This is a genomic window from Salmonella sp. NW722 (assembly GCF_051702785.1).
Classification (GTDB): domain Bacteria; phylum Pseudomonadota; class Gammaproteobacteria; order Enterobacterales; family Enterobacteriaceae; genus Salmonella; species Salmonella enterica.
This window is the reverse complement of the sequence record NZ_JAMMIN010000003.1, coordinates 16,018-29,775: the sequence shown is the minus strand read 5'-3', so window position 1 is coordinate 29,775 and position 13,758 is coordinate 16,018. Positions and strand designations below refer to the sequence as shown.

11 protein-coding genes are annotated in these 13,758 nt (G+C 53.3%); all 11 read left to right on the top strand.

The window, feature by feature from the left end; translation table 11 throughout:
- The first annotated feature begins 62 nt into the window (after positions 1 to 62).
- The 11 genes from ispU (at position 63) to dnaE (ending at position 13,756) form a co-directional block, all read left to right on the top strand.
- On the top strand, positions 63 to 821 hold the full coding sequence (gene ispU, locus NA330_RS07915) for a (2E,6E)-farnesyl-diphosphate-specific ditrans,polycis-undecaprenyl-diphosphate synthase (RefSeq protein WP_000947413.1): 759 nt from the start codon (positions 63 to 65) through the stop codon (positions 819 to 821).
- Positions 822 to 833: 12 nt separating this feature from the next.
- Positions 834 to 1,691 (top strand): phosphatidate cytidylyltransferase, encoded by an 858-nt coding sequence (gene cdsA, locus NA330_RS07910; protein ID WP_000922422.1) that lies wholly within the window; start codon positions 834 to 836, stop codon positions 1,689 to 1,691.
- An 11-nt stretch (positions 1,692 to 1,702) separates the two neighbouring features.
- On the top strand, positions 1,703 to 3,055 hold the full coding sequence (rseP, locus tag NA330_RS07905) for a sigma E protease regulator RseP (RefSeq protein ID WP_000949017.1): 1,353 nt from the start codon (positions 1,703 to 1,705) through the stop codon (positions 3,053 to 3,055).
- A 31-nt stretch (positions 3,056 to 3,086) separates the two neighbouring features.
- A complete protein-coding gene (gene bamA, locus NA330_RS07900) occupies positions 3,087 to 5,519 on the top strand; it encodes an outer membrane protein assembly factor BamA (RefSeq protein ID WP_001240931.1) in 2,433 nt (810 codons plus the stop codon).
- 122 nt (positions 5,520 to 5,641) lie between these two features.
- Entirely contained in the window at positions 5,642 to 6,127 is a 486-nt protein-coding gene (gene skp / locus NA330_RS07895; protein ID WP_000758966.1) for a molecular chaperone Skp, read from the top strand.
- Between the two features lie 3 nt (positions 6,128 to 6,130).
- Positions 6,131 to 7,156 carry a UDP-3-O-(3-hydroxymyristoyl)glucosamine N-acyltransferase gene (gene lpxD / locus NA330_RS07890; RefSeq protein ID WP_001139265.1) on the top strand — a complete coding sequence of 342 codons (1,026 nt, stop codon included), beginning with the start codon at positions 6,131 to 6,133 and terminating at the stop codon, positions 7,154 to 7,156.
- 105 nt (positions 7,157 to 7,261) lie between these two features.
- Positions 7,262 to 7,717 (top strand): 3-hydroxyacyl-ACP dehydratase FabZ, encoded by a 456-nt coding sequence (gene fabZ / locus NA330_RS07885; RefSeq protein WP_000210741.1) that lies wholly within the window; start codon positions 7,262 to 7,264, stop codon positions 7,715 to 7,717.
- A gap of 3 nt (positions 7,718 to 7,720) precedes the next feature.
- Complete coding sequence (gene lpxA / locus NA330_RS07880) at positions 7,721 to 8,509, top strand: acyl-ACP--UDP-N-acetylglucosamine O-acyltransferase (RefSeq protein ID WP_000565950.1); 789 nt, start codon at positions 7,721 to 7,723, stop codon at positions 8,507 to 8,509.
- Positions 8,509 to 9,657 carry a lipid-A-disaccharide synthase gene (gene lpxB, locus NA330_RS07875; protein WP_000741216.1) on the top strand — a complete coding sequence of 383 codons (1,149 nt, stop codon included), beginning with the start codon at positions 8,509 to 8,511 and terminating at the stop codon, positions 9,655 to 9,657. Before lpxA ends, lpxB begins: the two co-directional genes overlap by 1 nt.
- Complete coding sequence (rnhB, locus tag NA330_RS07870) at positions 9,654 to 10,250, top strand: ribonuclease HII (protein WP_000569412.1); 597 nt, start codon at positions 9,654 to 9,656, stop codon at positions 10,248 to 10,250. The genes lpxB and rnhB overlap by 4 nt, the downstream gene beginning before the upstream one ends.
- A 23-nt stretch (positions 10,251 to 10,273) precedes the next feature.
- Positions 10,274 to 13,756, top strand: coding sequence for a DNA polymerase III subunit alpha (dnaE, locus tag NA330_RS07865; protein WP_023241711.1), 3,483 nt, complete (start codon positions 10,274 to 10,276; stop codon positions 13,754 to 13,756).
- Positions 13,757 to 13,758 lie beyond the last annotated feature (2 nt).

Here is a 13,758-nt window from a genome sequence, read left to right as displayed (position 1 = left end):
GTGTATAAAGGCTTCAGTATTCCTGAGTACCGCTAAATCCTTTCAGGGACAAAAAACGCGTTATGTTGTCTGCAACTCAACCAGTAAGCGAAAATTTGCCAGCGCATGGCTGCCGTCATGTTGCAATAATTATGGATGGCAATGGTCGCTGGGCGAAAAAGCAAGGGAAGATCCGGGCCTTTGGGCATAAAGCCGGAGCGAAGTCCGTCCGGCGAGCGGTCTCTTTTGCTGCCAATAACGGTATTGATGCGTTAACGCTGTATGCCTTTAGTAGTGAAAACTGGAACCGACCGGCGCAGGAAGTGAGCGCGTTAATGGAGCTGTTTGTGTGGGCGCTGGATAGCGAAGTCAAAAGCCTGCACCGCCATAACGTTCGCCTGCGTATTATCGGCGATATCAGTCGATTCAACTCACGTTTACAAGAACGTATTCGCAAATCAGAAGCGCTTACCGCCCATAATACGGGTCTAACGCTGAATATTGCTGCGAATTACGGCGGACGTTGGGATATTGTCCAGGGAGTCCGACAACTGGCGGAACAGGTGCAGGCTGGAGTGCTGCGCCCCGATCAGATTGATGAAGAGAGACTAGGCCAGCAAATCTGTATGCATGAGCTGGCGCCTGTGGATTTAGTAATTAGGACTGGGGGAGAGCATCGCATTAGTAACTTTTTGCTTTGGCAAATTGCCTATGCCGAACTTTACTTTACGGATGTTCTTTGGCCCGATTTCGATGAACAAGACTTTGAAGGTGCGCTGCATGCCTTTGCTAATCGAGAGCGTCGTTTCGGCGGTACCGAGCCTGGTGATGACAAAGCCTGATGGGGGTTGCTTTTGCTGAAGTATCGCCTGATTTCTGCTTTTGTGTTAATACCCGCGGTCATCGCTGCGCTTTTTTTATTGCCGCCGGTGGGGTTCGCTATTATTACGCTGGTTGTCTGTATGCTGGCCGCGTGGGAATGGGGACAGTTAAGCGGTTTCGCCGCGCGTTCACAGCGGGTTTGGCTGGCGGTGCTGTGTGGTCTGTTATTGGCGCTGATGCTATTTTTGTTGCCTGAGTATCATCACAACATTCGTCAACCGCTGGTTGAGATGTCGCTTTGGGCATCGTTAGGATGGTGGGTTGTCGCGCTACTGCTGGTGCTATTTTATCCCGGTTCGGCGGCAATCTGGCGCAACTCAAAAACATTGCGTCTCATTTTCGGTTTGTTAACTATTGTGCCATTTTTCTGGGGCATGCTGGCGCTGCGTGCCTGGCACTATGACGAGAATCATTACAGTGGCGCAATATGGCTACTCTATGTCATGATCCTGGTCTGGGGAGCGGACTCTGGCGCGTACATGTTTGGTAAATTATTTGGCAAACATAAGCTGGCGCCGAAGGTTTCCCCGGGTAAAACCTGGCAAGGGTTTATCGGCGGGCTTGCTACGGCTGCCGTGATCTCATGGGGTTACGGTATGTGGGCGAATCTGAATGTTGCGCCTGTTATCTTGCTGATTTGCTCTGTGGTGGCGGCTCTGGCTTCTGTACTGGGCGACCTCACCGAGAGTATGTTTAAGCGCGAAGCAGGAATTAAGGATAGCGGCCACTTGATTCCAGGCCATGGCGGCATTCTGGACCGAATTGACAGCCTGACGGCTGCCGTACCGGTCTTTGCTTGCCTGTTGTTACTGGTGTTCAGGACGCTCTAACGGAAGGTTTTATGCTGAGTATTCTCTGGAATCTGGCTGCATTCATCATCGCACTGGGCGTGCTGATCACTGTGCATGAATTTGGTCATTTCTGGGTTGCCCGGCGCTGCGGTGTGCGAGTTGAGCGCTTTTCCATCGGTTTTGGCAAAGCGCTCTGGCGTCGTACCGATCGGTACGGCACCGAGTATGTCATCGCCCTGATCCCGCTGGGCGGCTACGTCAAAATGCTGGATGAACGCGCCGAACCGGTAGCGCCGGAATTGCGTCGTCACGCCTTCAATAACAAAACGGTGGGCCAGCGCGCCGCAATTATTGCCGCAGGTCCGGTTGCGAACTTCATTTTTGCTATCTTTGCTTACTGGCTGGTCTTTATCATCGGCGTCCCTGGCGTTCGTCCGGTCATTGGCGAAATAACGCCCAACTCGATTGCTGCGCAGGCGCAAATTGCGCCTGGTACGGAACTTAAAGCCGTTGATGGTATCGAAACCCCTGATTGGGATGCCGTGCGTTTACAACTGGTGTCCAAAATTGGCGATCAGCAGACGACGGTGAGCGTCGCGCCGTTTGGTAGCGACCAGCGGCAGGACAAAACGCTTGATTTACGTCACTGGGCATTTGAGCCTGATAAGCAAGATCCTGTATCTTCTTTAGGGATTCGGCCCCGCGGGCCACAGATTGAACCGGTACTGTCAGAAGTGCAGGCGAATTCCGCAGCCAGTAAAGCGGGTTTGCAAGCGGGCGACAGGATCGTTAAAGTCGATGGTCAGCCGTTAACGCAGTGGATGAAATTCGTGACGTTTGTACGCGATAATCCCGGTAAGCCGTTAGCGTTAGAGATTGAAAGGCAGGGGAGCGCCTTGTCGTTGACGTTAACGCCGGATACGAAATCGGTTAACGGAAAGGCGGAAGGGTTTGCAGGCGTGGTGCCTAAAATTATTCCTCTGCCGGAAGAGTACAAGACTATACGCCAGTATGGGCCTTTTAGCGCCATCCTCGAAGCCACGGATAAGACGTGGCAGTTGATGAAGCTGACGGTCAGTATGCTGGGTAAATTGATAACCGGTGATGTGAAACTGAACAACCTCAGTGGGCCGATTTCTATCGCTCAGGGGGCTGGGATGTCAGCGGAGTTCGGGGTGATTTATTACCTGATGTTCCTTGCGCTAATCAGCGTGAACTTAGGGATAATCAACCTGTTTCCGCTGCCCGTTCTTGACGGGGGTCATCTGCTGTTCCTGGCGATTGAAAAGCTTAAGGGCGGGCCGGTATCCGAGCGGGTTCAAGACTTTAGTTATCGCATTGGCTCGATTTTGCTGGTGTTGTTAATGGGGCTTGCACTTTTCAATGATTTCTCTCGGTTGTAAGAGAGTTAGTTAGGAAGAACGCATAATAACGATGGCGATGAAAAAGTTGCTCATAGCGTCGCTGCTGTTCAGCAGCGCCACCGTATACGGTGCTGAAGGGTTCGTAGTGAAGGACATTCATTTCGAAGGCCTGCAGCGAGTCGCCGTTGGTGCGGCTCTCCTCAGTATGCCGGTGCGCACAGGCGACACGGTTAATGATGAAGATATCAGTAACACCATTCGCGCTCTGTTCGCCACCGGCAACTTTGAGGACGTCCGCGTCCTGCGCGATGGTAATACCCTTCTGGTTCAGGTAAAAGAACGTCCGACCATTGCCAGCATCACTTTCTCCGGGAACAAGTCGGTGAAAGATGACATGCTCAAGCAAAACCTCGAAGCGTCTGGCGTACGTGTTGGCGAGTCTCTGGATCGCACCACGTTGTCTGATATCGAAAAAGGTCTGGAAGACTTTTACTATAGCGTAGGTAAATACAGCGCCAGCGTTAAGGCGGTCGTCACGCCGCTGCCGCGCAACCGTGTTGATCTTAAACTGGTGTTCCAGGAGGGCGTATCGGCGAAGATCCAACAGATCAACATCGTCGGTAACCATGCCTTTAGCACCGAAGAACTCATTTCTCATTTCCAGTTGCGTGACGAAGTGCCGTGGTGGAACGTCGTCGGCGATCGTAAATACCAGAAACAGAAGCTGGCGGGCGACCTTGAAACCTTGCGCAGCTACTATCTGGATCGCGGCTACGCGCGTTTCAATATTGACTCCACGCAAGTGAGTCTGACGCCGGATAAGAAAGGGATCTACATCACCGTCAATATCACCGAAGGCGATCAGTACAAGCTTTCCGGGGTTCAGGTGAGCGGTAACCTGGCCGGACATTCCGCTGAAATTGAGAAACTGACGAAAATTGAACCGGGCGAGCTCTATAACGGCACCAAAGTGACCAAAATGGAAGATGACATCAAAAAGCTTCTGGGTCGCTATGGTTACGCCTATCCGCGCGTGCAGTCACAGCCTGAAATTAACGATGCTGACAAAACCGTAAAACTGCGCGTAAACGTCGATGCGGGCAACCGTTTCTACGTGCGTAAGATCCGCTTTGAAGGCAACGATACCTCAAAAGATTCCGTTCTGCGCCGTGAAATGCGCCAGATGGAAGGGGCGTGGCTGGGCAGCGACCTGGTTGACCAGGGGAAAGAGCGTCTGAACCGTCTCGGCTTCTTTGAAACCGTCGACACCGACACGCAGCGCGTTCCGGGTAGCCCGGATCAGGTTGATGTGGTGTACAAGGTGAAAGAGCGCAACACCGGTAGCTTTAACTTCGGTATCGGTTACGGTACAGAAAGCGGCGTTAGCTTCCAGGCCGGCGTTCAGCAGGACAACTGGTTAGGTACCGGTTATTCCGTGGGGATTAACGGTACCAAAAACGACTACCAGACCTACAGCGAACTGTCCGTTACTAACCCATACTTTACCGTTGACGGCGTGAGCCTCGGTGGTCGTATCTTCTATAACGACTTCCAGGCGGACGATGCAGACCTGTCCGACTATACCAACAAGAGTTACGGTACGGACGTGACGCTTGGCTTCCCCATCAACGAGTACAACACGTTGCGTGCTGGTTTAGGGTATGTGCATAACTCCCTGTCCAATATGGAACCGCAGGTTGCAATGTGGCGTTATCTGGCATCAATGGGCCAGTATCCGAGTACTAATGATCAGGATAATAGTTTTAGCACTGATGACTTCACCTTTAACTACGGCTGGACCTACAACAAACTAGACCGTGGTTACTTCCCGACGGAAGGTACGCGTATCAACCTGACGGGTAAGGTGACGATTCCGGGATCGGATAACGAATACTATAAAGCGACGTTGGATACCGCGACCTATGTACCGATCGATAACGATCATAAGTGGGTCATTCTGGGCCGTACCCGCTTTGGTTATGGCGATGGTTTAGGCGGTAAAGAGATGCCATTCTATGAGAACTTCTATGCCGGTGGTTCCAGTACCGTGCGTGGTTTCCAGTCGAATACCATTGGTCCTAAGGCGGTCTATTATCCCTATAACCCTAAAAATTACGATGCTGATGAAGACTACGATTGCGCGACGCAGGACGGCGCAAAAGATATGTGTAAGTCGGATGATGCGGTAGGGGGGAACGCGATGGCGGTCGCCAGCCTGGAATTTATCACGCCGACGCCGTTTATCAGCGAGAAATATGCTAATTCGGTCCGTACTTCTTTCTTCTGGGATATGGGGACCGTCTGGGATACTAACTGGGATTCCAGCCAGTATTCTGGTTATCCGGACTACAGCGATCCGAGCAACATCCGTATGTCCGCGGGTATCGCATTACAATGGATGTCCCCATTGGGGCCGTTGGTCTTCTCCTACGCCCAGCCGTTTAAAAAGTACGATGGAGACAAAGCCGAGCAGTTCCAGTTTAACATTGGTAAAACCTGGTAATTGTTCACTGCAAAGGAATGCATTGGTAGTGTAGCGATGACTTTTGGCGATGCCCCCAGGGATCGCCAGGCCACGCAAAGAGCTGTACCTTCGGGTGCAAATGGGATGGTAAGGAGTTTATTGTGAAAAAGTGGTTATTAGCTGCAGGTCTTGGTTTGGCGATGGTAACGTCCGCACAGGCTGCTGACAAAATTGCAATCGTCAACATGGGTAATCTGTTCCAACAGGTTGCGCAGAAGACGGGTGTATCCAATACACTGGAAAACGAATTTAAAGGCCGTGCGGCTGAACTGCAAAAAATGGAAACCGATCTGCAATCTAAAATGCAGCGTCTGCAATCCATGAAAGCAGGTAGCGATCGTACTAAGCTGGAAAAAGACGTGATGTCTCAGCGCCAGACTTTCGCGCAAAAAGCGCAGGCTTTTGAGAAAGATCGCGCTCGTCGTTCCAACGAAGAACGCAACAAACTGGTGACTCGTATCCAGACTGCGGTGAAAAAAGTGGCTAACGACCAGAGTATCGATCTGGTGGTAGACGCAAACACCGTTGCTTACAACAGCAGCGATGTGAAAGACATCACCGCTGACGTACTGAAACAGGTTAAATAAGTAATGCCTTCAATTCGACTGGCTGACTTAGCAGAACAGTTGGATGCAGAATTACACGGTGATGGCGATATCGTCATCACCGGCGTTGCGTCCATGCAATCTGCAACAACAGGCCACATTACGTTTATGGTAAATCCTAAGTACCGTGAACACTTAGGTTTATGCCAGGCTTCTGCGGTTGTCATGACGCAGGACGATCTTCCTTTTGCCAAGAGCGCGGCGCTGGTAGTTAAAAATCCCTACCTGACCTACGCGCGCATGGCGCAAATTTTAGATACTACGCCGCAGCCCGCGCAGAATATCGCGCCAAGCGCCGTGATTGATGCGACGGCAACGCTGGGTAGCAATGTTTCAGTCGGCGCGAATGCGGTGATTGAATCTGGCGTACAACTGGGCGATAACGTGGTTATCGGCGCAGGCTGTTTCGTCGGAAAAAATAGCAAAATCGGGGCGGGTTCACGCTTGTGGGCGAACGTAACGATTTACCACGACATTCAGATCGGTGAGAATTGCCTGATCCAGTCCAGTACGGTGATCGGCGCGGACGGTTTTGGCTACGCTAACGATCGTGGCAACTGGGTGAAGATCCCACAACTGGGCCGGGTCATTATTGGCGATCGTGTCGAGATCGGCGCTTGTACCACCATTGACCGTGGCGCGTTGGATGATACTGTTATTGGCAATGGCGTGATTATTGATAATCAGTGCCAGATTGCACATAACGTCGTGATTGGCGACAATACGGCAGTTGCCGGTGGCGTCATTATGGCGGGTAGCCTGAAGATTGGCCGTTACTGCATGATTGGCGGCGCCAGCGTGATCAATGGGCATATGGAAATATGCGACAAAGTCACGGTAACTGGCATGGGTATGGTGATGCGTCCCATCACGGAACCGGGCGTCTACTCCTCAGGCATTCCGCTGCAACCCAACAAAGTATGGCGTAAAACTGCTGCACTGGTGATGAACATTGATGATATGAGCAAGCGTCTCAAAGCGATTGAGCGCAAGGTTAATCAACAAGACTAACGTTCCGCCTTGTAGTTGCCATTCTTTTCCGGCCTGTCACATTCATACGATTGCGGCAGGCCGTGTTATTATTGCCTTTTTGTATATTTGGACAGGAAGAGTATTTTGACTACTAACACTCATACTCTGCAGATTGAAGAGATTTTAGAGCTTCTGCCGCACCGTTTTCCGTTTTTACTGGTCGATCGCGTGCTGGACTTTGAAGAAGGTCGTTTTCTGCGTGCGGTGAAAAATGTCTCCGTCAACGAGCCGTTTTTCCAGGGACACTTCCCGGGCAAACCGATTTTGCCAGGCGTGCTGATTCTGGAAGCGATGGCGCAGGCAACCGGTATTCTGGCGTTTAAAAGCGTTGGGAAACTGGAACCTGGCGAACTGTATTATTTCGCGGGTATTGATGAAGCGCGCTTTAAGCGTCCGGTGGTGCCAGGCGATCAGATGATCATGGAAGTCACTTTCGAGAAAACGCGCCGTGGCCTGACCCGCTTTAAAGGGGTTGCGCTGGTCGACGGTAAAGTTGTGTGCGAAGCAACCATGATGTGTGCTCGTAGCCGGGAGGCCTGATTCGTGATTGATAAATCCGCCTTTATTCATCCTACCGCCATTGTGGAAGACGGCGCTGTAATTGGCGCTAATGCCCACATTGGTCCCTTTTGTATTGTTGGGCCGCAGGTCGAAATTGGTGAGGGAACCGTACTGAAGTCTCATGTGGTCGTGAATGGTCAAACCAAAATCGGCCGCGACAACGAGATTTATCAGTTTGCCTCCATCGGTGAAGTGAACCAGGATCTAAAATATGCGGGTGAGCCGACCCGTGTGGAAATTGGCGATCGTAACCGCATCCGCGAAAGCGTCACCATTCATCGTGGTACAGTGCAGGGCGGTGGGTTGACGAAGGTGGGTAGCGATAACCTGCTGATGATCAATGCGCATGTCGCACATGATTGTACGGTAGGTAATCGCTGTATCCTCGCCAACAACGCCACGCTGGCGGGGCACGTATCAGTCGATGATTTTGCGATCATCGGCGGTATGACGGCAGTTCATCAATTCTGCATTATCGGTGCGCATGTGATGGTCGGCGGCTGCTCCGGCGTGGCGCAGGATGTCCCACCGTATGTGATTGCGCAGGGTAACCATGCGACGCCGTTCGGGGTAAATATTGAAGGGCTGAAGCGTCGCGGCTTTAGCCGTGAAGGGCTGGTGGCGATTCGTAATGCCTACAAACTGTTGTACCGCAGTGGTAAAACGCTCGACGAAGCGAAGCTGGAAATCGCTGAACTTGCTGAAAAGCATCCGGAAGTGAAGGCGTTTACCGAGTTCTTTGAGCGTTCAACGCGTGGTCCGATTCGTTAATGGCGGCACAGCGTCCTTTAACGATTGCCCTGGTCGCCGGTGAAACGTCCGGCGATATTCTTGGCGCAGGCTTAATTCGTGCGCTGAAAGCGCGCGTACCCAACGCCCGCTTTGTGGGCGTTGCGGGGCCGCGTATGCAGGCCGAAGGGTGTGAAGCCTGGTACGAAATGGAAGAGCTGGCGGTCATGGGCATTGTTGAAGTGCTCGGACGTTTACGCCGTTTGTTGCATATCCGCGCCGATCTGACCCGCCGTTTTACCGAACTCAAGCCCGATGTCTTTGTCGGGATTGATGCCCCTGATTTCAATATTACCCTCGAAGGTAATCTGAAAAAACAAGGGATTAAGACCATTCATTATGTCAGCCCGTCCGTTTGGGCCTGGCGACAGAAACGCGTTTTCAAAATAGGCAGATCCACCCATATGGTGTTGGCTTTTCTGCCTTTCGAAAAAGCGTTTTACGATAAATTTAACGTCCCGTGCCGCTTTATCGGTCACACCATGGCGGATGCCATGCCGCTGGACCCGGATAAAAATGCGGCGCGCGATGTGCTGGGTATCCCGCATGACGCCCATTGTCTGGCGCTACTGCCTGGCAGCCGTGGCGCGGAAGTGGAAATGCTCAGCGCCGATTTCCTGAAAACCGCACAATTACTGCGACAGCGCTATCCCGATCTGGAAGTGGTAGTGCCGCTGGTGAACGCGAAACGCCGCGAGCAGTTTGAAAAAATTAAAGCGGAGGTTGCGCCGGATCTCGCCGTTCATTTGCTGGACGGCATGGCGCGCGAGGCGATGATCGCCAGCGACGCGGCTCTGCTGGCCTCGGGTACGGCGGCGCTGGAGTGTATGCTGGCAAAATGCCCGATGGTAGTGGGATATCGTATGAAGCCCTTCACTTTCTGGCTGGCGAAACGTCTGGTGAAAACGGAGTATGTGTCTTTGCCTAACCTGCTGGCGGGAAGAGAATTAGTCAAAGAGCTGTTGCAGGAAGAGTGCGAACCGCAAAAACTCGCCGAAGCGCTGTTGCCGCTACTGGCGAACGGTAAAACCAGCCATGCGATGCACGACACCTTCCGTGAACTGCATCAGCAGATCCGCTGTAATGCCGATGAGCAGGCGGCAGATGCCGTCCTGGAGTTAGCACAATGATCGAATTTGTTTATCCACACACCCATTTAGTGGCGGGTGTGGATGAAGTGGGCCGTGGCCCGCTGGTGGGCGCCGTAGTGACCGCCGCCGTGATCCTCGATCCGGCTCGCCCGATCGTCGGTCTGAATGATTCCAAAAAATTGTCTGAAAAGCGTCGTCTGTCATTGTATGACGAGATTAAAGAAAAGGCGTTAAGCTGGAGTCTGGGACGCGCGGAAGCGCATGAAATTGATGAGCTGAATATTTTGCACGCCACCATGCTCGCCATGCAGCGCGCTGTCGCTGGTCTGCATATTGCGCCAGAATATGTGCTGATCGACGGCAATCGCTGTCCGGAACTGCCTGTGCCGTCAATGGCCGTGGTGAAAGGCGACAGTCGCGTGGCGGAGATTAGCGCGGCGTCTATTCTGGCGAAAGTCACCCGCGACGCAGAAATGGCGGCGCTGGATATCGTTTTTCCTCAGTATGGCTTTGCGCAGCACAAAGGCTATCCAACCGCTTTTCATCTGGAAAAGTTGGCCCAGTATGGCGCGACGGCGCACCACCGACGCAGTTTTGCGCCTGTTAAACGCGCTCTGGGACTTGTGTCCTGATTCTTGTATCGAGAAATCTGAAGATGTCTGAACCACGTTTCGTTCACCTGCGGGTGCACAGCGACTACTCTATGATCGATGGGCTGGCGAAGACCGGGCCGCTGGTGAAAAAGGCGGCCTCATTAGGTATGCCTGCGCTGGCGATCACCGATTTTACCAACCTCTGCGGTCTGGTGAAGTTCTACGGAGCGGGTCATGGCGCGGGCATTAAACCCATCGTCGGGGCGGACTTTAATGTTCACAACGAACTGCTGGGAGATGAGCTGACTCATCTGACGGTACTGGCGGCGAATAATACGGGATACCAGAACCTGACGTTGCTGATCTCGAAAGCGTATCAGCGCGGCTACGGCGCGGCAGGCCCGATTATTGAGCGCGACTGGCTGGTAGAGCTTAAAGAAGGTTTGATCCTGCTTTCCGGCGGGCGCATGGGCGACGTAGGCCGCTGTCTGCTACGCGGCAACCAGGCGCTGGTGGAGGAGTGCGTTGCTTTCTATGAAGCGCATTTTCCCGAACGCTACTTCCTGGAACTGATCCGTACCGGCAGACAGGATGAAGAGACCTATCTCCATGCTGCGGTTGAGCTGGCTGAGGCACGTGGTTTGCCGGTTGTCGCGACAAACGATGTCCGTTTTCTTGAAAGCGATGATTTTGACGCCCATGAAATTCGTGTCGCGATCCACGACGGTTTCACGCTCGACGATCCTAAACGTCCACGCAATTATTCACCGCAGCAGTATATGCGCAGTGAAGAAGAAATGTGCGAGCTGTTCTCCGATATTCCGGAGGCGCTGGAAAATACGGTGGAGATTGCCAAACGCTGCAACGTAACGGTGCGTCTGGGTGAATATTTCCTGCCGCAGTTCCCGACCGGCGATATGACCACCGAAGATTATCTGGTCAAAAAAGCGAAAGAGGGGCTGGAAGAGCGTCTGGCTTTCCTGTTTCCGGACGAAGAAGAGCGCAAAAAGCGTCGCCCGGAATATGACGAGCGTCTGGATATTGAACTACAGGTTATCAACCAGATGGGGTTCCCTGGCTACTTCCTCATCGTGATGGAGTTTATCCAGTGGTCAAAAGATAACGGCGTGCCGGTAGGGCCGGGACGTGGTTCCGGGGCCGGTTCGCTGGTGGCCTACGCGCTGAAAATTACTGACCTTGATCCGCTGGAATTTGACCTGCTGTTCGAACGTTTCCTGAACCCGGAACGTGTCTCGATGCCTGACTTCGACGTTGACTTCTGTATGGAGAAACGCGACCAGGTGATTGAGCACGTCGCAGACATGTACGGGCGTGATGCGGTATCGCAGATTATCACCTTCGGTACGATGGCGGCGAAAGCCGTTATCCGCGATGTGGGCCGCGTGCTGGGGCATCCGTACGGTTTTGTGGATCGTATCTCGAAGCTGGTGCCGCCCGATCCGGGCATGACGCTGGCAAAAGCCTTTGAAGCGGAACCGCAACTACCGGAAATTTACGAGGCGGACGAAGAGGTCAAAGCGCTGATCGATATGGCGCGTAAGCTCGAAGGCGTCACGCGTAACGCCGGTAAGCACGCTGGCGGCGTGGTCATCGCGCCGACCAAAATTACCGACTTTGCGCCGCTGTACTGCGATGAAGAGGGCAAGCATCCGGTTACCCAGTTTGATAAAAGCGACGTGGAATATGCCGGGCTGGTGAAGTTCGACTTCCTCGGTTTGCGTACGCTGACCATCATCAACTGGGCGCTGGAGATGATCAACAAGCGGCGCGAGAAAAACGGTGAGCCGCCGCTGGATATCGCCGCCATTCCGCTGGACGATAAAAAAAGCTTCGACATGCTGCAGCGCTCGGAAACCACGGCGGTCTTCCAGCTTGAATCGCGCGGCATGAAAGATCTGATCAAACGTCTGCAGCCGGACTGCTTTGAAGATATGATCGCGCTTGTGGCCCTGTTCCGTCCCGGTCCGTTGCAGTCAGGGATGGTAGATAACTTTATCGACCGTAAGCACGGTCGTGAAGAACTCTCTTACCCGGACGTTCAGTGGCAGCATGAAAGCCTGAAGCCGGTACTGGAGCCGACCTACGGCATCATTCTGTATCAGGAACAGGTGATGCAGATTGCCCAGGTACTTTCCGGGTATACTCTCGGCGGCGCGGATATGCTGCGTCGTGCGATGGGTAAGAAAAAGCCGGAAGAAATGGCCAAACAGCGTTCCGTTTTTGAAGAGGGCGCGAAAAAGAACGGTATCGACGGCGAACTGGCGATGAAAATCTTTGACCTGGTGGAGAAATTCGCCGGTTACGGGTTTAACAAATCGCACTCCGCCGCTTATGCGCTGGTTTCTTACCAGACGCTATGGCTAAAGGCGCACTATCCGGCAGAGTTTATGGCGGCGGTGATGACTGCCGATATGGACAACACCGAGAAGGTCGTCGGCCTGGTGGACGAGTGCTGGCGGATGGGACTGAAAATTCTGCCGCCGGATATTAACTCCGGATTGTACCATTTCCACGTTAACGATGAGGGCGAGATCGTCTACGGTATCGGCGCGATCAAAGGCGTCGGCGAAGGGCCGATCGAAGCGATCATCGACGCGCGTAATCAGGGCGGCTATTTCCGCGAGCTGTTTGATCTGTGCGCGCGGACCGACACCAAAAAGCTCAACCGCCGGGTGCTGGAAAAGCTGATCATGTCCGGGGCGTTCGACCGCCTGGGGCCGCACCGCGCCGCGCTGATGAACTCATTGGGCGATGCGCTGAAAGCCGCCGACCAGCACGCCAAAGCGGAAGCTATCGGTCAGGCGGATATGTTCGGCGTACTGGCGGAAGAGCCGGAGCAAATCGAGCAATCCTATGCCAGCTGCCAGCCGTGGCCGGAGCAGGTGGTGTTAGATGGGGAACGTGAAACGTTGGGGCTGTACCTGACGGGCCACCCCATCAATCAGTATTTAAAAGAAATTGAGCGCTATGTCGGCGGGGTAAGGCTCAAAGACATGCATCCGACAGAACGTGGTAAAGTCACCACGGCTGCGGGGCTCGTGATTGCCGCAAGGGTTATGGTCACCAAGCGCGGCAATCGTATCGGCATCTGTACGCTGGATGACCGTTCCGGGCGTCTGGAAGTGATGTTATTTACCGACGCGCTGGATAAATACCAGCAGTTGCTGGAAAAAGACCGCATACTTATCGTCAGCGGACAGGTCAGCTTTGATGACTTCAGCGGGGGGCTTAAAATGACCGCCCGCGAAGTGATGGATATTGACGAAGCTCGCGAAAAATACGCTCGCGGGCTTGCTATCTCGCTGACGGACAGGCAAATTGATGACCAGCTTTTAAACCGACTCCGTCAGTCTCTGGAACCCCACCGCTCGGGGACCATTCCAGTACATCTCTACTATCAGAGGGCGGATGCGCGTGCGCGGCTGCGTTTTGGCGCAACGTGGCGTGTCTCTCCGAGCGATCGTTTACTTAACGATCTGCGTGGCCTCATTGGTTCGGAGCAGGTGGAACTGGAGTTTGACTAATA

What these genes read in the sequence shown, in the direction of transcription:
- rseP (WP_000949017.1), top strand. Translation starts at nt 1,703, where the DNA reads ATGCTGAGTATTCTCTGGAATCTGGCTGCATTCATCATCGCACTGGGC.
- ispU (WP_000947413.1), top strand. Translation starts at nt 63, where the DNA reads ATGTTGTCTGCAACTCAACCAGTAAGCGAAAATTTGCCAGCGCATGGC.
- rnhB (WP_000569412.1), top strand. Translation starts at nt 9,654, where the DNA reads ATGATCGAATTTGTTTATCCACACACCCATTTAGTGGCGGGTGTGGAT.
- dnaE (WP_023241711.1), top strand. Translation starts at nt 10,274, where the DNA reads ATGTCTGAACCACGTTTCGTTCACCTGCGGGTGCACAGCGACTACTCT.
- bamA (WP_001240931.1), top strand. Translation starts at nt 3,087, where the DNA reads ATGGCGATGAAAAAGTTGCTCATAGCGTCGCTGCTGTTCAGCAGCGCC.
- lpxB (WP_000741216.1), top strand. Translation starts at nt 8,509, where the DNA reads ATGGCGGCACAGCGTCCTTTAACGATTGCCCTGGTCGCCGGTGAAACG.
- lpxD (WP_001139265.1), top strand. Translation starts at nt 6,131, where the DNA reads ATGCCTTCAATTCGACTGGCTGACTTAGCAGAACAGTTGGATGCAGAA.